This is a genomic window from Allobosea sp. (assembly GCF_030695125.1).
Lineage (GTDB): Bacteria > Pseudomonadota > Alphaproteobacteria > Rhizobiales > Beijerinckiaceae > Allobosea.
In genome coordinates, this window is record NZ_JAUYTP010000073.1 from 171,458 (window position 1) to 194,839 (window position 23,382).

Genomic DNA, 23,382 nt, shown 5'->3' on the forward strand with positions numbered 1-23,382 from the left:
CTCAATTGATCTTCACGAGAGCGCCGTTGACGATGACCATGGCGTCGCTCAGCACCTCGGTCTTGGCGACGCTCTTGATGGTGATGGTCGGCGACGAGATCTCGATGCTGGCGGGCAGCATCTTGATCGTGCTTTCGCCGACCTTGAGGTTGATCTCGGTCAGCGCCTCGACATCGAGCTTGCCGTTCTGGACATGGAGCTTGTCGTTGCCGTTCTTCAGCGTGGTCTCGCGCGAATAGCCGCCGTCGGCATAGTCGGGGCCGATCTCGCGGGTCTCCTTGTTCTTGACCAGGACCTCATGGTCCTTTTCCGCCTGCAGGCTGAAGACCTCCGCGCCCTTGCGGTCCTCGAACTTGATCTCGTTGTAGCAGTCGGCAAAGCCGGCGCCGTCGGTCGATTCCGATTTGAGGCCGGACTGGGTCTTGTTGCCAGGCAGATCATAGGGGGGCTTGTGCTGGTCGTTGACGACCGTGCCGGTGACCAGCGGCAGATCGGGATTGCCTTCCAGGAACTCGACCACGACCTCCTGGCCGATGCGGGGGATGACCTGCCCGCCCCAGTTCCGGCCCGACCACATCTGCGCGACGCGGGTGCGGCAGGAGGTCGAACCGTCCTCGCGGTCCCAGTGGAAGCGCAGGAAGATGCGGCCGAACTCGTCGACGTCGATGTCGCCCTCCTCGCCTTCGTTGCCCTCGCCGACGACCTTGGCGGTATGGGGGCCGTGGACCGTCGGGCGGGGCGTCGCGAGCGGCGCGCGGAAGCGCCGGTCGCTCTTCTGGAGCTCATAGGAGCCGCCGTAGAGCGACTCGTCGACGCTGCCCGAGCGGTAGCTCTGTCCGCTGAAGGTGTGTCTTGCCCGGACGACGAGATACTCGATGTTCTCCGAGGCGGTCTGGTGCGCCGCCAGCGTCATCAGCGAGCCTGGACAGAGGCTGGGGGCATCGCCCGACGCATGGCGGCGATCGTCTGCCGCCTGCTGCGCTTGGGCGCGGACGCGGGCGAAATGCTCGCCCTCGTCACGGACGGTGTAGGTGCGCGGGTAGTCATAGGCCTCGTAGGACTTCGCCTTGTCGAAGCCCTCCTCGGCGCGGGCCGTCAGATCCGAGCCTGATTGCTCGAAATCGTAGTCCTTGAGGGCGATCTTGCCGGTGCGCAGCCGCCGCATCGTCGACCAATGCGTCATGTGCTCGATATGGCGCGGGTTCCGGCTGGAGGCCGGCATCAGCGGGTAGGCCGATCCGGCGCCCGCGAAGCTGGGCTGGGCCGCGGGCTGGACGCGGTCATGCGAGGAGCGCGAATCCGACAGCACCAGCTTGTGATCGCCATCGATATGCTTGAAATAATAGTAGATCCCGTACTGCTCCATCAGCCTGAGTACGAAAGCGAGATCGGTTTCGCGATACTGGACGCAGTATTCGATCGGCTGCAGCGCGTCGCTGGTCCTGTCCTCGAAACTCGCGCTCTCCTCCTTGCCGAAGATCTGCTTGATGATCTCGATCGCGGTCTTGTTCTTGAAGATCCGGCAGTCGGCCCGCTGCGACAGGAGCCACAGCCAGGGCCGCAGCGTGAAACGGTAGAGGTAGAGGTCGTTTTCCTTGCCGACCCATTCGGCCGCGACCAGCGTGCCGTTGAAGATCCGGTCGGTACCGTTCTTGAGCGCCATCTTGACCGAGCACTTCTGGCTCATGATGCTCTGCAGGTCGGCGTTCTCAGTCTTGCTGCTGGCCTCGACAGAGAATGTAAAGAGTTCGCTCAAAGCTTCGTCGGCTTCAAACTGGACAAGTGAAAACACGTCTTGCCCAAGCGGCGTCGTGAACGAGGCCATTCTTTGCAATTGTCGGAGATCGGCGGACATCAACGAAACCTCACGGTCTTGGATGCTATTTTGTTATTGACGTAGCGAATGCAGCGAGTCATGCTTTGCGCATTCTATGTTGAGCCGCCGGCTCAAGGCTAAACGGGAGGGGGGCCATGCGCAAGCAAGCCACGATGACAGCCGTCGCCATCCTTTCCGCTGGTTTGAACATGTGGCCAGCGCTGCCGGTCCAGGCGCAGACCTACAAGGCCGACGATATCATCAAGCATTTCACCCCGGCGCAGCCGCCGGCGCCGGGCACCACCCGCGGGCTGTGCATCGGCACGGAGGCCGATTGCAGCCGCGCCGGCCATGCTGTGAAGCCGGCGGCGGTGGCCGCATTCGATCTGGTCGTGCGGTTCAAATACAATTCCGACGTGATCGAGCCCGAGGCGCGGGGCAATCTCGACGAGTTCGCCAAGGCGCTGAAGGCGCCCCAGCTGGGCGCGAGCCGCTTTGTGGTCGAAGGGCATACCGACGCCGCCGGGACCCCCTCCTACAATCTCGAGCTGTCGGAGCGGCGCGCGCAGGCCGTGGTGCGCTATCTCGGCGAGCGCGGCGTCGATGCGGCCAAGCTCGAGGCACGTGGCTACGGCCAGAGCAAGCCCATCGTCGCCGATCCGTTCGCCGGCGAGAACCGCCGGGTCGAGACGCGGCTGAAGAGCGAGTGAGCCAAGGTGCCGTGCCTCTCGGATCTTTCCGGCGGTCGGTCGGCCGCATGCGTAACCGGTGAGGACGATGGCTTTGAATTTCGCTGAGTTCGCGGGCGCGATCTCCGATGACGATCCGAGCGGGCCCGATCTCGAGGACGACGCCGATTTCATGAACGTCACGGCGCGGCTGGAGGTCGCGCTGCCGGCGCAGTATTTCAGGCGCGACGATGATGGCCGGCAGATCGCGTTCGACCGCAGCCAGATCGAGTTTCCGGCCGCCTTTTCCGATCTCGGCAAGCTGTTGGAGCGCTCGCGCGACCTGAGGGTGCTGGTGCTGGGCGGCAAGCTCGCGATCCTCAACCGCGACGTGCCGGGTTTCGCGGCCTGCCTAACCACCATCGCGAGCCTCCTCGCGCAGCAGTGGGAAACGGTGCATCCGCGGGCCCTGGACGGCGACTACGTCATGCGCGAGGTCGCGCTGCAGAGCCTGGACGAGCTGCCGACGGTGGTGCTGCCGCTGCAGCATGCGCCGCTCTTCGTCAGCCGGCGCATCGGGCCCTTCGCCTTCCGCAGCCAACTCGTCGCCACCGGCGAGACCAGGCTGGTCGAGGGCGAGCAGCATCCCGACCAGGGTATGATCCAGGCGGCGCTGGGCGATATCGATATCGACGATCTGACCGCGTCGCTCGCGCGCATCCGCGCGATCGCGGAGGCGCTCGCCGCCATCCGCGCGATCTGGCAGGAGAAGATGGGGGCCGATCATGCTCTCAGCTTTCCGCGCCTGTCGGCGCTCGTCGATCAGATCGTCGCCTTCCTCGATGCGGCGGCGGTCCGGCGCGTGCCCGGTCACCAGGCGATGCCGGCGGCGGAACCGACGCCGGGCGCGGCCGCTCCGGCAGGCAGTGTCAGTGTCGTGCCGGGGGGCTGCGGCGACATCCTCCAAGTGAAGGATACGCTGGCGGCCTGCCTCGGCTACTTTCGCCGCATGGAGCCTTCCAGCCCGGCGGTTCTCCTGATCGGCCAGGCGCAGCAACTGATCGGCAAATCCTTGATCGAAGTCATCCAGATCATGTTTCCCGAACACTTCGGCCAGGCCGTGATCGAGATCGGCGACCGCACCCTGTTCCGGCTGCCGCTGGAGCGCCTGGGCGCTCCGGAAGAACAGGCGGAGGATGACGGGTATGACGACGGAGAAGACGCGGCCGACCCTTCGGACGAGGCGTCCTTCGACGAAGACGGCGGCGAGGCGGATCACGGGTCTGGCGAGGCCTCGCGCCAGCCGGCGGAGGACGCCGGGCCAGCGGTGCCGCCGGCACGGCACGTCGCCAGCCGCGCCGAGGCGGTGGCGGGCATGCGGGCGGTTGCGGCTTTCTACCGCCAGAATGAGCCGTCGCATCCGACGCCGCTGCTGATGGACAAGGCCTGTGCCCTGGCGCAGCAGGATTTCATGGCTTTGCTGAGCAACATCCTGCCCGATGTGGCGATGATGCCCGAGGCCGACAGTTAGGTGAGAAGTTTGTATTCCGCTTGAACCGCGTGCCAGTCTGGCGCGACTATATCGATAGAGACCAAGAACGGTTAGGTTGTCACGCAACGTCTCGTGACGCGCTTGCAGAGGGGGCTGGTCCGATGGCCGGAGATTCAGGACAGAAGTTCATCCGTCGCAACAGGCCGCCGCGGGTCCACATCACCTATGAGGATCCCTACAATGCGGAACAGAAGGTCGAGCTGCCCTTCGTCATGGGCGTGATGGCCGATCTTTCGGGCAATGCTTCGGGCGTCGAGAAACCGGAGATTTCGCAGCGCAAGTTCCTCGACTTCGACATGGACAACTTCGATCAGCGCATGGCCGCGATCGAACCGGGCATCGCCTTTGCCGTCCCCAACAAGCTCGGCGACGGTGGCGACAAGCTCTCGGTGGCGCTGAAGTTCTCCAAGTTCGACGATTTCAACCCGGCCGCCGTCGCCCGCCAGATCCCGGCGATGGCCAAGCTGCTGGAGGCGCGCGAACAACTCGCCAACCTGGTGCGGTTCATGGACGGCAAGATGGCCGCCAGCGACCAGATCAAGGCGCTTCTGGCCGATCCGCAGCTGATGGCGGCGCTCAAGGACAAGCTTGGCGACAAGCCGTCCGCGGCTGCAGCCACCGAAGACAACAAGTAAGCGAGCGAGGCGGCAATGGCAGCGGAAGCACAATCCCAGCAGCCCGGCGGCGCAGCCACCGAGGCCCGTGATCTCGACGAGTTCGCCTCGGTCCTGAAGCAGAGCTTCAAGCCCAAGACCGAGCGGGCGGCGACCGAGGTCGAGGCCGGCATCGCGACCCTGGTCAACCAGGCGCTCTCGGACTCGACGCTGATCAAGAACGACGTGCTCGACACGATCGAGGAGATGATCGCCAGGCTCGACGCCAAGCTCACCGAGCAGATGAACGAGGTGCTGCACGCACCCGAGTTCCAGAAGATCGAGAGCGCCTGGCGCGGGCTGAACTACCTGGTCTTCAACTCGGAGACCGACGCGCAGCTCAAGATCAAGGTGATGAACGTCTCGAAGAACGAGCTGTATCGGAACCTGAAGACCTATCCCGGCGCGCGCTGGGACCAGAGCCCGCTGTTCAAGCAGGTCTATGAGCAGGAGTTCGGCCAGCTCGGCGGACAGCCCTTCGGCTGCCTGATCGGCGACTACCACTTCAGCCATGTGCCGACGGATGTGCAACTGCTGCGCGACCTCTCCAAGGTCGCGGCGGCCGCCCACGCCCCCTTCTTCGCCGGCGCCGAGCCGACGCTGATGGGCATGGACTCCTGGACCGAGCTGTCCAACCCGCGCGATCTCAGCAAGGTCTTCGACACGCCCGACTATGCGGCCTGGAAGGGCCTGCGCGATGCGGCCGACTCCCGCTATGTCGGGCTGTGCCTGCCGCGGGTGCTGTCACGGGTTCCCTACGGCGCCAAGTCGGAGCCGGTCGAGGAGTTCGCCTTCGAGGAGGACACCGACGGGCACAAGGGCGAAAACTACGCCTGGATGAACGCGGCCTATGCGATGGCCGTCAACATCAACCGCGCCTACAAGGAGTATGGCTGGTGCACGCGCATCCGCGGGGTGCAGTCGGGTGGCGAGGTGCTCAACCTGCCGACCCACACCTTCCCGACGGACGATGGCGGCATCGACCTGAAATGCCCCACCGAGATCGCGATCAGCGACCGGCGCGAGGCGGAACTGGCCAAATCCGGCCTGATCCCGCTGATCCATCGCAAGAATACCGACAAGGCCGCCTTCATCGGGGCGCAGTCGCTCTACAAGCCCAAGGCGTTCTCGGGCCCCGACGGGGTCGCGGCGACGGCCTCGGACAACCTGTCGGCGCGGCTGCCCTACATGTTCGCGGTGTCGCGGTTTGCGCACTACCTGAAGTGCATGGTGCGCGACAAGATCGGTTCCTACAAGGAGAAGGAGCCGCTGCGGCGCTGGCTGCAGGAGTGGATCACCGACTATGTCGACGGCGATCCGGTCAATTCCAGCGAAGAGACGAAGGCGAGGCGCCCGCTCTCCGATGCGCGCATCGACGTCTTCGAGGACGAGGAGAACCCCGGCTACTACTCGGCCAAGTTCTATCTCCGGCCGCATTTCCAGCTCGAGGGCATGGATATCGGCCTGAGCCTGGTCTCACGCCTGCCAGCTCCCAAGACCTGACCGCCACCTGACCAGCCGGTGACGTCAGCCCAGAAGGCCCCAGGCGCCCGTGTCGTTCGCGACCGGGCGCACAGGAGAACTGCGTCCAGTATCCGGGTTTTCCGACCGAGTTTCCCCACATTCCCAACCAGAGGAGATCATCATGGCTACCGACTTCATTCTCGAGATCGACGGCATCAAGGGCGAGAGCCAGGACAAGAAGCTCAAGGACATGATCGAGGTCGACTCGTTCTCCTGGGGCGTGAGCAACGCCGGCTCCCATGCGTCGGGCCAGGGCGGCGGCGCCGGCAAGGCGAACTTCCAGGACATCCACTTCACCTCGTCGGTCGGCAAGGCCTCGCCGACGCTCGCGCTCTCCTGCGCCAACGGCAAGCACATCTCCAAGGCGGTGCTGCATGTCCGCAAGCAGGGCGAGGATCAGCAGGAGTACTACACCATCACCCTCGAGGACCTGCTGGTGTCGAGCTACCAGTCCGGCGACGCCGCCGGCGGCACCACGGTCCCCACCGACCAGTTCTCGCTGAACTTCGCCAAGATCAAGTACGAGTACAAGCCGCAGAAGAAGGACGGCACGCTCGATGCTCCGGTCACCATGACCTGGGATCTGAAGAAGAACGCCAAGTGAGACCGGCGGCGGACCGGACTGCGGTCCGCCGTCTGATCGATGGCCGTTGCGGAGAAGCGCCGCGACGGCCATCGTGCTTGCCTGACGTTTCGACAGGGCGTGCGAGCGGCCTATGGTGCGGGGTACGATGAACGGCCCGATCTCCAAGAAGCGGCTGCGGCCGCCGTTGATGTTTGCGTTTCGCGAGGCGCATCTGGACAAGGATGCGAAGGTTTCGCTCGATCTGCGCGATGCCGGCGGCGAGCGGGTGATCGCCCAGCGCCGTGCCGCGCCCCGCGCCGCCATCACGGAATCCAAGCTGCGCCGCGAGATCGCGATCGACCTCGACGGGCTGGTCAACACGATCAATCTCGCCGCGTCGGTCGATCTGTCGCAACACGAGCATGTCGGCCGGTCGATCCTGAACCACGGCTTTCCCGATCTGGCGAGCCGGACGATCGACGAGCATCGCGTCGATCTCATCGCCCAGGACATGGTGACGGTGCTGCTCGGCTATGAGCCGAGGCTGATCCGGGACACGATCGCGGTCGAGCGCGACCAGTCGCTCGACAGGGCCGAACTGAAGGTGCGCTTTCTGGTTCGGGCGGACCTGAACTGCGAGCCGCTCAACATCCCCGTCCAGTTCGTCGCCGATCTCGAACTGGACACCGGCAAGATGGCGATCAGGAGCCGATAGGGACGATGAACCAGGAGTTCCTCGACGCGTACAACCAGGAGCTCCGGCTGTTCACGGAGCATACGAAGGAATTCGCCGAAGAGTATCCCGGGATTGCCGAAAGGCTGGGCGGGCTCGTCGGCGAGCGCATGGATCCGATGGTCGGCGGCCTGCTCGAGGGCGCGGCCTTCCTGGCGGCGCGGGTGCAACTCAAACTGAAGCACGAGTTTCCCGAGTTCACCAACAACCTGCTCGAGCAACTGATCCCGAACTACCTCGCGCCGACGCCGTCCGCGCTGCTGGCCGGCATCCGTCCGCCCTTCTCGGATCCCGGCCTGCGCGAGGGCATGACAATCCCGCGCGGCGCCTATATCGATGCGACCTATCTGGAGCGCGAGCGCCGCGTCGCCTGCCGCTACCGGCTCGGCGCCGACATCACGATGTGGCCCTTCGACATCGCGGCGGCGGAGTACATCCCCGCGCCGGGGCCGTTGCAGGCGCTGGGGCTTTCGACCGACCATCGCGTGCTGTCGGGGCTGCGCCTGTCGCTGACCCACCGCACCATGGCCGATGCGGCGCAGGAGCCCTCGGCCGCGCAGGCGCTGAAGACGCCGACGAGCTGGTTCTCGGGCTGTCGATGCAAGGATCTGACGGTCCACCTGCTCGGGGCCGAAGCCGATGCGGTGGCGCTGTACGAGCAGCTCTTCGGCGATTGCGTCGGCATCTATTTCCGCCATCTCGACGCGTTCGGCGATCCCGTGATCACGCCTGCCGACGGCGTGTCGCTGGAGCAGCTCGGCTTTCGCGAGGACGAGGCGCTGCTGCCCGGCGACACCCGGATCTTCCGCGGCTTCGATCTGCTGCGCGAGATGTTCTGGTTCCCGCGCAAGTTCCTCGGTTTCAAGCTCGACGGGCTGGCGCGGATCATCCCAAAGCTGACGGCCAAGGCGGTCGACGTCATCTTCCTCTTCGACGAGGTCAATACGCGGCTGGCGGCGGCGGTGCAGAAGCCGATGTTTGCACTCTATGCTGCGCCGGCGATCAACCTGTTCGAGAAGACGGTCGATCGCATGCCGGTCAAGAGCAACCAGCACGAATTCCATGTCGTGCCCGATCGCAGCCGCCAGCTCGACTATGAGCCGCACAGCATCCTCTCCGTTCATGCCCATTATGTCGGCGGGCGCGAGAAGCAGCCGGTGCATCCGCTCTATTCCTCGCCGGAGGGCGCCTCGCCGACGCATGGGCTGCTCTATACGCAGCGGCGGCTGCCGCGACGCCGCTCGGTCGCCGAGCGGCGCACCGGCCGATCCTCGGACTACACCGGCACGGACATGTTCATCGCGCTGGTCGAGCCGGCGGGCGTCGCCGATACCGCATCCGTCGCCGAGCTCAGCGTGCGGGCGCTCTGCTCCAACCGGCACCTGCCGGAGCATCTGCCGACGGGCGAAAGCGGGGCCGATTTCCGCCTGATCGACAATGTCGCGCTCGATGTTGCCTGCCTGTCGGGCCCGACCCCGCCGCGCGAGCCGATCGTCTCCCAACTCCGGCTGCGCTCGGAAACGGCGAGCACCGGCGTCGTCACCTGGCGGCTGATCAATCTGCTCAGCCTCAACCATCTCGGCCTCGTGCAACGCGGCGCGGGGCAGAATGGCGAGGCGCTGCGGGAGCTTTTGTCGCTCTTTGCCGATCTCGCCGACAGCGCCACTGAGCGGCGCATACGCGGCATCAAGAGCGTCGACAGCCGGCCCGTCGTGCGGCGCTTTCCGCAGCGCGCCGGGACGGGGGCGGCGAGGGGGCTCGAGATCACCGTGGTGCTCGACGAGAAGGCTTTCGAGGGTTCGGGCGTCTTCCTGCTCGGGGCGGTGCTCGACCGTTTCTTTGCCGAATACGCGGCGATGAACCATTTCACCCAGACGGTGATCCGCACCGTCGAGCGCGGCGAGGTGATGCGCTGGCCACCGCGCGCCGGGTCGAGGCGCATCCTGTGAGCGACAGCGCCCCCCTGCAGCGCGAGCCGAGCTACGCGGATAAGCTCCAGGAGGAGCCCTGGCGCTTCGACTTCTACGCGGTCATGCGCCGGCTGGAGCGCAGCTTTCCCGACAAGCCGCGGATCGGCGATGTGGCGGCCCGCCGCGACGAGTATGTCGCGCTCGGTGAGCAGGCCTATCTCGATTTTCCGGCCTCGACGATCGCAGAGGCCGACCGCGATCTGCAGGGGCGCCTGCGCCTCTTCGTCAAGTTTCTCGGCCTGCTCGGTCCGCAGGGCGCGCTGCCGCTGGCGACCACCGAGGAAACCTATCACTGGCAGATCGCGCGCGACGACGCCTTTCCGCGCTTCCTCGACATCCTCAACCACCGGTTTCTGCAGCTGTTCTTCCGGGCCTGGGCGGATTCGCGGCCGATCGCGCAGCATGACCGTCCCGACCTCGACCGGTTCGCGGCTTATGTCGGCAGCCAGATCGGGCTGGGCTCGGCGCCTTATCTCAACCGCGACAGCGTGCCCGATGCGGAGAAGCTCACCCATGCCGGGTTGATCGGCGCCCAGGCGAAGTCGGCCTCGCGGCTGCGTGGGCTGCTGGCCGGGCTGTTCAAGGCGCAGGTCGAGATCGAGCAGTTCGTCGGGATGCGGCTGGTGTTCGACCCGGCCGACCGGACGAGGCTCGGCCACCGGCATTGCACGCTGGGTGGCGACGCGCTGCTTGGCGCCAGCGTCTACAGCGTCGAGGACAAGTTCCGGATCTGCATCGTCGCGCGCGATCTCGAGGAGTTCTCGCGCTTCCTGCCCAGCGGCGACCGCTGCGAGAAGCTGGTGGACGCCGTCTTCTTCCATCTCGGCGAGCCCTTCGAGTGGGATGTCGAGCTGGCGCTGCCGGTCGGGCAGGTCAAGCCGGCACGGCTGGGGCAGTTCGGCCAGCTCGGCTGGACGAGCTGGATGTCGCCGAACTGGGATGCCCCGCCCGGCGCCCTGCGGCGCGATGCGCGTTTCCACCCCGCCGAGCGCCTGCGCGAGCAACGCAGCCGGGCGCGTTCAAAACCCAACACCCGAACATCCTGACGTCCGAGGAGACCATCATGGCCGATATCAGTCTCGAAGCCGTCACAGGCAAGCTCAACCGGGTCGGCTATGAGGCCTTCATCCAGGCGCTGCGACAGGCCAAGGGCGCGGGCAACCGCAATGTCGAGCTGGCGCACTGGCTCGCCCAGATCTTGCTGCGGCCCGCGACCGATATCGGCCTGACGGCGCAGCATTACGGCCTCGACATGGGCAAGCTCGCTGGCGATATCGGCGGCGTCATCGAGGGCTTCCGCAAGAACGAAACGGAGATGCCCGGCGTCGCCAACAACATCGTCGACGGGCTCGACCGCGGCTGGCACTACGCCACCCTGTTCTTCGGCGAGACGCAGATCCGCACCGGCCATGTGCTGGTGGCGATCCTGAAGTCGAACGATCTGCGCCGCGTGCTGACCGGCATCTCGAAGGAGTTCGCCAAGATCCCGGTCGATGAGCTCGCCGCCGGTCACGCCAAGGTCTGGGAAGCCTCGGAGGAGGAGAACCTGCGGCCGATGGACGGCTCGGGCCTGCGGGCGGCCGGCACGCCCGGCGCCGAACAGGCCGAGGGCGCCAAGGGGACGACCGCGCTCGACCGCTTTTCGCAGGACCTCACGGCCAAGGCGCGCACGGGCACGATGGACCCGATCCTCGGCCGCGACGACGAGATCCGCCAGGTCATCGACGTGCTGATGCGCCGGCGCCAGAACAACCCGATCCTCACCGGCGAGGCCGGCGTCGGCAAGACGGCCATCGCCGAGGGCTTCGCCCAGCGCGTGGCCTCGGGCGACGTGCCGCCGCCGCTCAAGGGCGTGCGCGTCTGCGCGCTCGACATCGGGCTGATGCAGGCCGGCGCCTCCATGAAGGGCGAGTTCGAGCAGCGCCTGCGCTCCGTCATCGACGAGGTGCAGTCCTCGCCGACGCCGGTGATCCTGTTCATCGACGAGGCGCACACGCTGATCGGGGCGGGCGGAGCGGCCGGCACGGGCGACGCCGCCAACCTGCTCAAGCCCGCGCTGGCGCGCGGCACGCTGCGGACCATCGCGGCGACGACCTGGTCGGAATACCGCCAGTATTTCGAGAAGGACCCGGCGCTGACCCGGCGCTTCCAGCCGGTCAATGTCGACGAGCCGGACGTGGCGCGCTGCTGCACCATGCTGCGCGGGCTGATCGCCCCGATGGAGAAGCACCACAAGGTGCGCATCTCGGATGCCGCGATCGTCGCCGCTGTGACGCTGTCGCATCGCTACATCCCGGCCCGCCAGCTGCCCGACAAGGCGGTCAGCCTGCTCGACACGGCCTGCGCCCGCGTCGCGATCAGCCAGAGCGCGACGCCGGCCGCGATCGAGGATGCGCGCGTCGCCCTCGCCGCGCTGGCGCAGGAGAAGGCGGCGCTGATGGCCGACCAGGATCTCGGAGGCGACACCGCCAAGCGGCTGGCCGAGATCGAGGTCGAGACCGCCGAAGGCCAGAGCAAGCTCGCTGCGCTGGAGGCTGCCTGGGCGAGCGAACTCACCATCGTCGAGGAAATCAAGGCGCTGCGGGCGAAGCTTGCGGAGACGCCGGCCGCGACCGCCGATCCCAAGGCCGATGTCGCCCAGCAGGTCGGGGCCGAGGAGTCGGGCGCGGAAGCACCGCCCCCGGCCGAGACGCCGGACCCGGCCGCGGCGCGCGCGGCGCTGGCCGAGAAGTTCGCGGCGCTGTCGGAGATCGACCCGGCGCAGCGCATGATCTACGCCCATGTCGACGAGCAGTCGGTCGCCTCGGTGGTCTCCGACTGGACGGGTATCCCGGTCGGCCGCATGGTCGCCGACGAGATCGAGACGGTGCTGAAGCTGGCGGAGACGCTGAACAAGCGCGTCGTCGGCCAGGATCATGGGCTTGCGATGATCGCGCGGCGCATCGAGACCAACCGCGCCAAGCTCGACAATCCCAACAAGCCGATCGGCGTCTTCATGCTCTGCGGCCCGTCGGGCGTCGGCAAGACCGAGACGGCGCTGGCGCTGGCCGAGCAGCTCTATGGCGGCGAGCAGAACGTCATCACCATCAACATGTCCGAGTTCCAGGAGGCGCACACCGTCTCGACGCTGAAGGGCGCGCCTCCCGGCTATGTCGGCTATGGCGAGGGCGGGCGGCTGACGGAGGCCGTGCGGCGCAAGCCCTATTCGGTCGTCCTGCTCGACGAGATCGAGAAGGCGCACCCGGACGTCCACGAGCTGTTCTTCCAGGTCTTCGACAAGGGCGTGATGGAGGACGGCACGGGTCGGCGCATCGACTTCAAGAACACGCTGATCATCCTCACCTCGAATGTCGGCACCGACGAGATCATGGCGATGGCCTCCGACCCGGCGCAGCGCGCCGACCCGGAGTCGATCGCGGTGGCGCTGCGGCCAGCGCTGCTCAAGGTGTTCCCGCCGGCGCTGATCGGGCGCCTGGTGACGATCCCCTACTACCCGCTCTCGCCGGAGATGCTGGGCGGCATCGTGCGGCTGCAGCTCGGCCGCATCGGCAAGCGCATCCGCGACAACCACGAGGCTGCCTTCGTCTATGACGACGCGGTGGTCGCGCACATCGTGGCGCAGTGCAACGACCCCGATTCAGGCGGGCGCATGATCGACAACATCGTCACCAACTCGATGCTGCCGGCGCTCTCGCGCGCCATCCTCGGCCTCCAGCTCGAGAAGAAGCCGCTAACGGAGGCGAAGGTTTCGGTCGAGAACGGCGCCTTCGCCTACGCCGTGTCGTGAGCAGGTTCCGGGCCCGCTCCGGCCCGGTCGCGACCGACCGTGAAAGTGCGCTATCGTCCCCGGCGGCGGAGCATCGGCAGGGAGAGGGCGGCGGATGTTGCAACCAGCGCGGCTAAAGAGCCGGTCGGGCTCCGAAGGCAGGGCCGAGCGGCAGCACGATGCGTCGGATGGCTCGGCCCGCCGGCGCCGTAGACCCTCGCGCGTGGGGCGGTTCGGCCGCATCCTGGTGCTGCTGGCGGCCGTTCTCGGCATCGCCTGGGGTGGCATCGCGACATGGCTGCTCTACCAGGAGAAGGCGGTGGTGGCCGCGCTCCAGCAGGAGCAGCAGATCCTCCAGGCGAGCCATGATGAGCGCATGCGGGTCCTGACCCGCCGCCTCGTGAGTTCGATCGCGACGCAGCGCGCACCCGGCGCCGCGCCACGCGAGGGCGGTGGCGACGATCAGCTCGCCGATCTGATCGCGCGGCAGATCGAGCTCGAGGCGCGGCAGAACCTGCTGGGCACGCTGACGGGCCAGGCGGTCGCGCCCGTGCTGCCCAGCGGCGGCGCGCAGGCGCCGGGCGGGGGCGGGGGGCTGGCGGCCGTCGATCCGTTCCAGGGCAACATCCTGGAGCATATCAACCCGGCCGTCGTCGCCCCGCAGAAGCGCCTGGCGGCCGTCGCGCTGCGGGCCGAGGAGACGATGCCGCTCCCCGAGCGCGTGGCGCTGCTGCAGCAATCGCTCGACCGCATCGACCAGGCGCAGGGCCAGCAGGTCTCGGCGCTGGGCCTGCGCCTCGCCGGGCGGGTGCAGGAGGTGAGGGCGGCGCTGGCCGATCTCGGGCTCGACGTCGGCAAGGTCCGGCTGCCCCCAGTGCGGCAGGCGATGGGCGGGCCGCTGATCCCGCTTTCGGTGACGATGCGCGCCGGCAGCTTCGAGCATCGCGTGCTGCAGCTCGGCGAAGCGCAGGCGACTTTCGGGCGCTGGCGCGAGCTGGCGCAGATCGTGCCGCTGCGCCGCCCGCTCGAGGGCGACGACAGCACGACGAGCAATTTCGGCATGCGCACAGACCCCTTCACCGGCGCGGCGGCGATGCATTCGGGCATGGATTTCCGCGGCGAGACCGGCACGCCGATCCGCGCCGCGGGCGCCGGCAAGGTGCTGCGGGCGGAGGTCGCGGGCGGCTATGGCAATCTGGTCGAACTCGACCATGGCAACGGGCTCACGACGCGCTACGCGCATCTCAGCGCGTTCGACGTCAAGCCGGACCAGATCGTCCCGCCCGGGGCGATCATCGGCCGCCTCGGCTCGACCGGGCGTTCGACCGGCCCGCATCTGCACTACGAGACGCGACTGGCGGGCGAGGCGACCAACCCGCTGAAGTTCATCGAGATCGGCAACCGGCTGTCGCAGCCTTCGCTGCCGCCGGGCGTGCGGTGAGGCCTGCCAGGCCTGATGTGGACCCTCAGCGGTTATCCTGGGCGACCGAAGGTCGACCGGGATCCATCATCGGGCAGGACGTCGACCTCTGATGGATCCCGGCCTGCGCGGCTTCGCCGCTTGTCCAGGATGACGGGTTGGTTTGGCTTGAAACGGCTCAGGCCGCCGCCGCCTCGGCCATGAAGGCCTCCAGCGCCTCCTGCTCCGGCACCGAGAGGCGCAAGCCGAGCTTGCTGCGGCGCCAGAGCACGTCGGCGGCCTGTTTCGCCCATTCTGCCCGCATCAGGTAGCGAACCTCGCGCTCGTAGAGATCGGCGCCGAAATGGCGGCCGAGATCGGCCTCATTGGATGCGCCCTGCAGGATGTCGCGCGCCCGGGTGCCATAGGCCCGCACCAGCCGCGCCAGCGTCGGGCGGGCGAGCCAGGGGTGGGCTGCGGCCAGCGCATCGACCTGTGCCTCATAGCCCTCGACGGGGAAATCGCCGCCCGGCAGCGTGCCGGTCACGGTCCAGGTCGGGCGCGCCGCCCAGGCGGCATGGGGGGCAAGCTTCTCCAGCGCGGATTCGGCGAGGCGGCGATAGGTCGTGATCTTGCCGCCGAAGACGGAGAGCAGGGGCGCCTGGCCCTGCGGCGCATCGAGCGTCAGAACGTAGTCGCGCGTCGCCTCCTGCGCCTTTGAGGCGCCGTCGTCGTAGAGCGGGCGCACGCCGGAATAGGTCCAGACGACGGAGGCCGGGGTCACCGGCTCGCGGAAATACTCGCTTGCCGCGGCGCAGAGATAGTCGATCTCCTCGGGCGTTGCCTTCGCGTCGGCAGGGTTGCCGCGATAATCGCTGTCGGTCGTGCCGATCAGGGTGAAGTCGCGCTCATAGGGGATGGCGAAGATGATGCGCCCGTCGGCGTTCTGGAAGATGTAGCAGCGGTCGTGCTCGTAAAGCCGGGGCACGACGATATGGCTGCCCTGGACCATGCGGACCGCGGCCTTGGTGTTCGAGCGGACGACACCGCCGAGCACGTCGCCGACCCAGGGCCCGGCTGCATTGACCAGCGCCTTCGCCCGCACGCTGCTGCTGACACCGTCCCGCTCGCTCGTGATGCGCCAGAAGTCGCCCTCGCGATCGGCCGAGACGACGCGGCTGCGGGTGTGGATCGCGGCGCCCTTTGCGGCGGCGTCCATGGCGTTGAGCACGACGAGGCGCGAATCCTCGACCCAGCAATCGGAATATTCGAACGCTGTGGCCCCACTGTCCTTGAGCGGTTTGCCGGCCGCGTCCCGCGAAAGGTCGAGGGTCCGCGTCGCCGGTAGCTTCCTGCGGCCGCCGATATGGTCGTAGAGGAACAGGCCGAGACGCAGCAGCCAGGCCGGGCGCAGGCCCTTGTGATGCGGCAGCACGAAGCGCAGCGGCCAGATGATATGCGGGGCGATCGCCCAGAGCCGCTCGCGCTCCATCAGCGCCTCGCGCACGAGCCGGAACTCGTAATGCTCGAGATAGCGCAGCCCGCCATGGATCAGCTTGGTCGAGGCCGAGGAGGTCGCGCTGGCGAGGTCGTCCTTCTCGAAGAGGACGACGGAGGCGCCGCGCCCTGCCGCGTCGCGGGCGATGCCGCAACCATTGATGCCGCCGCCGATGACGGCGAGATCATAGATCGTGGGCGTATCGGTCATGCGCAGATCAGGCCTTGTTGCTCTCGACGCCGCTACCCTGGGCGAGCCGGCGGGCCGCGCAGGCCGCCGCCGACACAGGCTGCTCCTTGCCGAGATCACCGGACGTGTCAACGCGACGAGCCTGCGGCCCGCCGTCCCGGCTTGCGCGAGTGACCCGAGAGCGGTCAGATGGCGGGGACTGCCTCACGCCTTGCCGCTCTTGCCCAGAACGCCCGGACCCGCGCCGCCATGACCGTCACCGATATCGCGTCGCGGACCTACAATCATGGCTGGCGGCTCGATCCGATCATCCGCAGCCTGCTCGATACGGATTTCTACAAGCTGCTGATGCTGCAGATGATCCGGGCCTTCCACCCGCAGGTGCAGGTCACCTTCTCGCTGATCAACCGTTCGAAGCAGATCCGGCTGGCCGACATCGTCGACGAGGCGGAGCTGCGCGCCCAGCTCGACCATGCCCGCGAGGTGCGCTTTTCCAAGAAGGAGCTGATCTGGCTCGCGGGCAATTCCTTCTATGGCAAGAGGCAGATGTTCTCGCCCGAGTTCATCGCCTGGCTCGCGGATTTCCAGCTGCCCGAATACGAGCTGCGCCAGGTCGATGGGCAGTACGAGCTGCATTTCGAGGGGCCCTGGACCCACACGACGATGTGGGAGGTGCCCGCGCTCGCCATCGTCAACGAGTTGCGCGCGCGCCGCGTCATGGTCGGGCAGAAGCGCTTCGCGCTCGACGTGCTCTATGCCCGCGCCAAGGCGAAGATGTGGGACAAGGTCGAGCGGCTGCAGCAGCTGCCGAATCTGAAGCTTTCGGATTTCGGCACGCGTCGCCGCCATGGGCATCTCTGGCAGCGCTGGTGCGTTGAGGCCCTGAAGGAGGGGCTGGGGCCCGCCTTCAGCGGCACCTCCAACGTGCTGCTGGCGATGGACAATGATCTCGAGGCGATCGGCACCAATGCCCATGAACTGCCGATGGTGCTGGCGGCGCTCGCCGACAGCGACGAAGCCCTGCTGCAGGCGCCTTATCGCGTGCTCGACGAGTGGCGACAGGTCTATGGCGGCAATCTGCTGATCGCCCTGCCGGACGCTTTCGGCACCAGCGGCTTCCTGCGCCATGCGCCGGACTGGGTGGCCGACTGGACGGGGTTCCGGCCCGATTCGGCGCCACCCATACCGGCCGGCGAGGAGATTATCGCCTGGTGGCGCACACGCGGGCGCGATCCGAAGGAGAAGCTGCTGGTCTTCTCCGACGGGCTCGACGTCGATGCGATCGAGCGCGTCTACCGGCATTTCGACGGCAAGGTCCGGATGGCCTTCGGCTGGGGCACCGACCTGACCAACGACCTCGTCGGCTGCTCGCCCGACGGCTCGCGCGCGCTCGACCCGATGTCGCTGGTCTGCAAGGTGACGAAGGCCAATGGACGGCCAGCCGTGAAGCTCTCCGACAATCCCGAGAAGGTTTCGGGGCAGGGGGAGACCGTGGCGCGCTACCGGCGGGTGTTCGGCACGGGCGAGCCCCTGGCGACCGCAGGCCCCTGAACGCGCGTCAGCCTTTGGCTCCGCGTCAGCTCTTGGCTCCGCGTCAGCCCTTGGCTCCGAGAAAGACGAAAGGCGCGGACGGCACAAAGGCGCCCGTCGCGTCGCCAGCGTGAATCGTCGTCTGATCCTTGCCCAGGTCGAGCCGACGCACCCCTCCGGCAGCTGAAAAATCGATCTTCTTCAGGTCGACCCAGAAGACGTTGGGCGTCAGCGCGGATTCGAAGAAATAGAGCTTGCGGGCGTGATCGACGACGGTGCGCCAGCGGGTCGACGAGATATTGGGCTCGTCGGGCGTGCTCAGGCCGAACGGCACCGAGACGTTGCGGATCACGCTGAACACGCTGGCCACCGCGCGGTCCGGCTCCTCGAATTTCGGGATCGCATTCACATAGAACGAGGCCCGCGCGAAGCGGTCCGCGGCGCGGTTGGTGCCCGGCAGCATGACCGTGCCACCGATCTGCCGCCAATAGGCGTTGAGGGCGAGTTGCTGCTCGAAGATCGGCGAGTTCGTCATGACCTGGTGCTTGCGGTCGTGATGGATGACCTGGCGCCCGCCGATGTACTCGATGATGGCGCTGTCGCCGCTGGCGTCAGACAGTGACAGGTGCAGAGTCGCGATGAGCTGCTCGCCTGGAACCGAGTCGGTGACGATGGTGAAGGGCTCGGCTCGCAGAGCCGTGACTGCTTCGGCCACGGTGCCGAAACTGTCGAGGACATACTGGGCCCAGGCGGAGATGCTCAGTCCCGGCTTCGAACCGGGTTCGAATTTGGGATACTGGGATTCCACCAGCCAGAGCAGGTTGGCTGCCAGCCCGGCCTCGTTGACGCCGTCGGCACTGGAGACGTCATAGGCGCTTGCGATGACGCTGCCGTATTTCGAGGTCCAGCGCAGCGAGTTGGCTCCCGTCTCGCCGCTGCGGTTCGTGCCGCGCGGCAGGATCCAGAGGTGCGTCGCAATGTCGCTTTTCCAGTCCATCGTCCGCGCCGTCAGAACGCGCCCATCGGCGCCGTGATAGACGAAGCGGGTGCAGGCGAGCGCCGCCACATCGGCCAGCAGGACTGAGGCGAACAGCAGAGCGCCGATGCGCCGGCGCCAGAGTGTCAGGGAAGGTCGGCGGCGCACGGGCGGTCTCCCTTGAAAAGACGGCTCAAAAGCTAACGTCTGCGGCTCTCTGCGTCCATGATGCAGTGAAAAACCGACTGATCAGCTTGGCGGCCGGGAGGCGTTTCTGCGCAGCGATGAGTTTGTCTCTGATCGAGGCGGCGCGGGCGGATGGCAACCTGCGCATTTGTCCGTCGCAGCAAGTTGAGAACGCGGGCGTTGCGCTGCCGATTGTCGATCAGTATCGGGCTCTTGCGTCGGGTAATTCTTCCTGCTCTGCTGCGTTCAAGACGCCACAAGAAAAAGTGGTGCTTGCAGAGGGAGAAACACATGAAGTCTGAAAAGACCAACGGAGAGTCACGCCGTAAATTCCTGAAGACCTCGCTGGTCGCCACCGCCGCGACGGTGGCTGCGCCCGCGATCGCCCAGCAATCGGGGCCGATTTCCATGCGCTGGCAGAGCACATGGCCGTCCAAGGACATCTTCCACGAATACGCGCTCGATTTCGCCAAGAAGGTCAACGACATGACCGGCGGCGACCTGAAGATCGAGGTGCTGCCGGCCGGCGCGGTCGTGCCGGCCTTCGGCCTGCTCGAAGCGGTCTCGCGCGGCACGCTGGATGGCGGCCATGGCGTGCTCGTCTACCACTACGGCAAGCAGACGGCGCTGGCGCTGTGGGGTTCGGGCCCGGCCTATGCGATGGACGCCAACATGCTGCTCGCCTGGCACAAATACGGCGGCGGCAAGGAGCTGCTGGCCAAGCTCTATGCCTCGATCGGCGCCAATGTGCAGTCCTTCCCCTATGGCCCGATGCCGACGCAGCCTTTGGGCTGGTTCAAGAAGCCGGTGACCAAGCTCGAGGACATGAAGGGGCTGAAATACCGCACCGTCGGCATCTCGATCGACATCTTTACCGGCATGGGCCTGGCCGTGAATGCGCTGCCGGGCGGCGAAATTGTCTCGGCGATGGACCGCGGCCTGCTCGATGCGGCCGAGTTCAACAATGCCAGCTCCGACCGGATCCTGGGTTTTGCCGACGTCTCGAAGGTCTGCATGCTGCAAAGCTATCACCAGAACGCCGAGCAGTTCGAGATCATGTTCAACAAGACCAAGTTCGACGCGCTGCCCGACAAGATGAAGGCGATCATCACCAATGCGGTCGAGGCCGGCTCGGCCGAGATGTCGTGGAAGGCGATCGACCGTTACTCGCAGGACTATGTCGAGTTGCAGACCAAGGACAAGGTGCGCTTCTACAAGACGCCCGATGCGATCCTGAAGCGCCAGCTCGAACTCTATGACGAGGTGGCGAAGAAGAAGGCGGCCGAAAACCCGCTCTTCGCCGAAATCCTGAAGTCGCAGCTCGCCTTCGCCAAGCGCGCGACGCGCTGGGAGCAGGATACGGTGGTCAACCGCAAGATGGCCTTTGACCACTACTGGGGTCCCAACGGCGTCGCCGCCAAGCTCTGAGCCCCCGTCGATGACACCGGCCATGGTCCGCGCTTCGGCGCGGGCCATGGTGCCTGCTTGCGAGGTCAAGGCATGAGCGTCGAGAAAGTCCTTCTCGCCTGCGACAGCATCAGTACATTTTTCGGGAAGCTCGCGGCCTGGCTGATCATCGGGTTGATGCTGCTGGTCTGCGCCGAGGTGTTCAAGCGCTACATCCTGAACGCGCCGACCGCCTGGATCTTCGACGCCAGCAACATGCTCTATGGCACGCTGTTCATGCTCTGCGGCGCCTATACGCTCGCGCAGAACGGCCATGTGCGAGGTGATTTTCTCTACAGCTCGATGAAGCCGCGGACGCAGGCGTCGTTCGATCTGGTCCTGTACATTCTCTTCTTCCTGCCGGGCATCTGCGCGCTGGTCTATGCGGGCTACAGCTATGCCGGGGATTCCTGGCGCATCGGCGAGCATTCGAACGTCACGGCGGACGGCCCGCCGGTCTATCATTTCAAGACCGTCATTCCGGTTGCCGGCGCACTCGTCCTGCTGCAGGGCCTGGCGGAAATCGTGCGCTGTATCGTCTGCCTGAAGACCGGCGCCTGGCCGGCGCGGCTCAAGGACGTCGCCGAGATCGACGTGGTCGAGGAGCAGCTCGCCGCCAGCGAGCATATCGACGAGGCGACGCGGCAGGCCGCGATCGAGCGGACCCACAGCATCGACGAAGCGGCTCGCCAGCGCGGCCTCGGCGGAGACCGGCACCCATGAGCGATCCCGCCCTTGGCCTGAGCATGCTCGGCCTCATCGTCGTCGTCATCCTGCTCGGCTTCCCGACCGCCTTCACCCTGATGGGGCTGGGGATGCTGTTCGGCTATGTGGCGTTCTACGACCCCACGCAGGTCTGGTACGCCAACAGGGTCTTCGACCTGATGGTTCAGCGCACCTATGGCGCCATGACCAACGACGTCCTGATCTCGATCCCGCTCTTCGTTTTGATGGGCTATGTGATGGAGCGCGGGGCGCTCGTCGACAAGATGTTCCATGCGGTGCAGCTCGCCTTCCGCAACGTGCCGGCGGCGCTGGCGGTCGCGACTTTGCTGGTCTGCACCTTCTGGGGCATCGCGAGCGGGCTGGTCGGCGCGGTGGTCGTGCTGATGGGCGTGATCGCGCTCAACCCGATGCTGAAGGCCGGCTACGATGTGCGGCTGGCATCGGGTGTCATCACCGCCGGCGGCACGCTCGGCATCCTGATCCCGCCCTCGGTGATGATCATCGTCTATGCCGCAGTGGCGGGTCAGTCGGTGGTCAAGCTCTACGCCGCCGCGATGTTTCCGGGCTTTTTCCTGGCGTTTCTCTACCTGCTCTACATCATCGGCTGGGCACTCCTGAACCCCAGGGTCGCACCGAAGCTGCCCCCCGAGGCGACACGGGTCGCGGTCCCGCCCTGGACGCAGGCTCTGTGCGAGGCCTATGGCGGGCGGATGTTCACGGCGCTGGGCAAGGCGCTGATCGCTCCGGCGAAGGCGCTGCTGATCGATCGCGATGGACAGCGTGTCGGCTATGGCGATGTCCTGCGGGCCTTCGCCTATGCGCTGGTGCCGCTGACCATCGTCGCCGGAACGCTCGCCCTGGTGTGGTGGTATGTCGTCATCCACCAGCAGGCCGGCGCCATCGAAGCGGTCACGGCGGTCGAACAGCTCGGATCGCCCGATCTGCCGCCCGACGAGCCGACCGACGCCCAGAAGGGCCCTGCGCCCGCGTTCTACTGGTGGTACGGGGCCATCGCACTGGGCTTTGCGGCGCTGATGGCGCGCTACTACCGCCGGATGTCGGCCGAGCGGCTGGAGATCATCCGACTGCTGACCGACGCCGTCGCCCCGCTGGGATTGCTGACGGTGATCGTGCTCGCGGTCATCCTGTTCGGCATCACGACGGCCACCGAGTCGGCTGCGGTCGGGGCGGCCGGCGCGTTCCTGCTCGCCTTCCATGCCCGGACGCTGAACTGGAAGCGCACCAAGGAAGCCGTGTTCCTGACCGCCAAGACGACCTCGATGGTCTGCTGGCTGTTCGTCGGGTCGGCGATCTTCTCGGCGGTGTTTGCGCTGCTCGGCGGTCAGGCCCTGCTGGAGAGCTGGGTTTTGTCGCTGAACCTGTCCTCGCTGCAGTTCATGATCCTGTCGCAGCTGATCATCTTCATCCTCGGCTGGCCGCTGGAATGGACCGAGATCCTGGTGATCTTCGTGCCGATTTTCCTGCCGATGCTGAAGCATTTCGGCATCGATCCGATCCTCTGGGGCGTGCTGGTCTTCGTGAACCTGCAGGCGGCGTTCCTGTCGCCGCCGGTCGCGATGTCGGCCTTCTATCTCAAGGGCGTCGCGCCGGCCCATGTCACGATCAACCAGATCTTCGCCGGGATGATGCCCTATATGCTGATCGTGATCCTCTGCATGGTCCTGATGTATCTCTGGCCGGGGCTGACGCTGTGGCTGCCGGAGTATCTGTACGGAAATTGAGGGCCGGGGCCGCGTCTGCAGAGCAGCCGGCGTGCCCCGATCCTGCGCTGCCGCGTGCGCCCTGCAGGGCGAGCGGCGTGATCGCGGGCGCGGATCCGGGGCAACCTTGCATTCGCTGCCAAAACCCCCTAATGCGACCGCGTTTTCCGGCCGCGTAGGGCCGTCGATCAGGAACAGGGTGTCATGGCCAAAGAGAAATTCGCTCGCACGAAGCCGCATTGCAACATTGGAACGATTGGTCACGTCGACCATGGCAAGACGTCTTTGACGGCTGCGATCACGAAGATCCTGGCGGAGTCGGGCGGGGCTACGTTCACGGCCTATGACCAGATCGACAAGGCCCCCGAGGAGAAGGCCCGCGGCATCACGATCTCGACCGCTCACGTCGAGTACGAGACGGCTGCGCGCCGCGGTCGCCGGGCTGCCCGACACATCGCCGGCAG

19 protein-coding genes are annotated in these 23,382 nt (G+C 66.6%); 16 read left to right on the top strand and 3 right to left on the bottom strand.

Annotated features, from left to right (window positions below; all coding sequences use genetic code 11):
- Nucleotide 1 precedes the first annotated feature (1 nt).
- The gene (locus tag Q8S38_RS22085; protein WP_305682490.1) at nt 2–1,855 is read right to left on the bottom strand and encodes a type VI secretion system Vgr family protein; all 1,854 of its coding nucleotides are present in this window, start codon (nt 1,853–1,855) and stop codon (nt 2–4) included.
- A gap of 116 nt (nt 1,856–1,971) precedes the next feature.
- On the opposite strand from Q8S38_RS22085, the gene Q8S38_RS22090 reads away from it, so the two are divergent.
- From Q8S38_RS22090 to Q8S38_RS22135, 10 genes are all read left to right on the top strand, one after another.
- On the top strand, nt 1,972–2,526 hold the full coding sequence (locus Q8S38_RS22090; RefSeq protein ID WP_305682491.1) for an OmpA family protein: 555 nt from the start codon (nt 1,972–1,974) through the stop codon (nt 2,524–2,526).
- 67 nt (nt 2,527–2,593) lie between these two features.
- On the top strand, nt 2,594–4,015 hold the full coding sequence (locus Q8S38_RS22095) for a type VI secretion system protein TssA (protein WP_305682492.1): 1,422 nt from the start codon (nt 2,594–2,596) through the stop codon (nt 4,013–4,015).
- 122 nt (nt 4,016–4,137) lie between these two features.
- A complete protein-coding gene (gene tssB / locus Q8S38_RS22100; RefSeq protein WP_305682493.1) occupies nt 4,138–4,671 on the top strand; it encodes a type VI secretion system contractile sheath small subunit in 534 nt (177 codons plus the stop codon).
- Between the two features lie 15 nt (nt 4,672–4,686).
- Nucleotides 4,687–6,192 carry a type VI secretion system contractile sheath large subunit gene (gene tssC / locus Q8S38_RS22105; protein WP_305682494.1) on the top strand — a complete coding sequence of 502 codons (1,506 nt, stop codon included), beginning with the start codon at nt 4,687–4,689 and terminating at the stop codon, nt 6,190–6,192.
- Nucleotides 6,193–6,334: 142 nt separating this feature from the next.
- A complete protein-coding gene (locus Q8S38_RS22110) occupies nt 6,335–6,817 on the top strand; it encodes an Hcp family type VI secretion system effector (RefSeq protein WP_305682495.1) in 483 nt (160 codons plus the stop codon).
- 127 nt (nt 6,818–6,944) lie between these two features.
- Nucleotides 6,945–7,493, top strand: coding sequence for a GPW/gp25 family protein (locus Q8S38_RS22115; protein ID WP_305682496.1), 549 nt, complete (start codon nt 6,945–6,947; stop codon nt 7,491–7,493).
- A gap of 5 nt (nt 7,494–7,498) precedes the next feature.
- Entirely contained in the window at nt 7,499–9,460 is a 1,962-nt protein-coding gene (tssF, locus tag Q8S38_RS22120; RefSeq protein ID WP_305682497.1) for a type VI secretion system baseplate subunit TssF, read from the top strand.
- Nucleotides 9,457–10,527 (top strand): type VI secretion system baseplate subunit TssG, encoded by a 1,071-nt coding sequence (gene tssG / locus Q8S38_RS22125; RefSeq protein WP_305682498.1) that lies wholly within the window; start codon nt 9,457–9,459, stop codon nt 10,525–10,527. Before tssF ends, tssG begins: the two co-directional genes overlap by 4 nt.
- A 17-nt stretch (nt 10,528–10,544) precedes the next feature.
- Nucleotides 10,545–13,268, top strand: a complete 2,724-nt coding sequence (tssH, locus tag Q8S38_RS22130; protein WP_305682499.1) for a type VI secretion system ATPase TssH — start codon at nt 10,545–10,547, stop codon at nt 13,266–13,268.
- A 202-nt stretch (nt 13,269–13,470) separates the two neighbouring features.
- Complete coding sequence (locus tag Q8S38_RS22135) at nt 13,471–14,688, top strand: M23 family metallopeptidase (protein ID WP_305682500.1); 1,218 nt, start codon at nt 13,471–13,473, stop codon at nt 14,686–14,688.
- A 157-nt stretch (nt 14,689–14,845) separates the two neighbouring features.
- On the opposite strand, the gene glpD is transcribed toward Q8S38_RS22135, so the two are convergent.
- Nucleotides 14,846–16,354 carry a glycerol-3-phosphate dehydrogenase gene (glpD, locus tag Q8S38_RS22140; RefSeq protein ID WP_305682501.1) on the bottom strand — a complete coding sequence of 503 codons (1,509 nt, stop codon included), beginning with the start codon at nt 16,352–16,354 and terminating at the stop codon, nt 14,846–14,848.
- Nucleotides 16,355–16,582: 228 nt separating this feature from the next.
- Between glpD and pncB the strand changes: the two genes are divergently transcribed.
- Nucleotides 16,583–17,884 (top strand): nicotinate phosphoribosyltransferase, encoded by a 1,302-nt coding sequence (pncB, locus tag Q8S38_RS22145; RefSeq protein ID WP_305682502.1) that lies wholly within the window; start codon nt 16,583–16,585, stop codon nt 17,882–17,884.
- A gap of 43 nt (nt 17,885–17,927) precedes the next feature.
- On the opposite strand, the gene Q8S38_RS22150 is transcribed toward pncB, so the two are convergent.
- The gene (locus Q8S38_RS22150) at nt 17,928–19,007 is read right to left on the bottom strand and encodes a linear amide C-N hydrolase (protein WP_371125945.1); all 1,080 of its coding nucleotides are present in this window, start codon (nt 19,005–19,007) and stop codon (nt 17,928–17,930) included.
- 116 nt (nt 19,008–19,123) lie between these two features.
- On the opposite strand from Q8S38_RS22150, the gene Q8S38_RS22155 reads away from it, so the two are divergent.
- The 5 genes from Q8S38_RS22155 to Q8S38_RS22175 form a co-directional block, all read left to right on the top strand.
- Nucleotides 19,124–19,327 carry a hypothetical protein gene (locus Q8S38_RS22155; protein ID WP_305682503.1) on the top strand — a complete coding sequence of 68 codons (204 nt, stop codon included), beginning with the start codon at nt 19,124–19,126 and terminating at the stop codon, nt 19,325–19,327.
- Nucleotides 19,317–20,453 (top strand): TRAP transporter substrate-binding protein, encoded by a 1,137-nt coding sequence (locus Q8S38_RS22160; RefSeq protein ID WP_305682504.1) that lies wholly within the window; start codon nt 19,317–19,319, stop codon nt 20,451–20,453. The genes Q8S38_RS22155 and Q8S38_RS22160 overlap by 11 nt, the downstream gene beginning before the upstream one ends.
- A 72-nt stretch (nt 20,454–20,525) precedes the next feature.
- Complete coding sequence (locus Q8S38_RS22165; protein ID WP_305682505.1) at nt 20,526–21,194, top strand: TRAP transporter small permease subunit; 669 nt, start codon at nt 20,526–20,528, stop codon at nt 21,192–21,194.
- Complete coding sequence (locus Q8S38_RS22170) at nt 21,191–22,939, top strand: TRAP transporter large permease (protein ID WP_305682506.1); 1,749 nt, start codon at nt 21,191–21,193, stop codon at nt 22,937–22,939. Before Q8S38_RS22165 ends, Q8S38_RS22170 begins: the two co-directional genes overlap by 4 nt.
- Before the next feature lie 183 nt (nt 22,940–23,122).
- On the top strand, nt 23,123–23,382 hold a 260-nt coding region (locus tag Q8S38_RS22175), incomplete at its 3' end, for a GTP-binding protein (protein ID WP_305682507.1).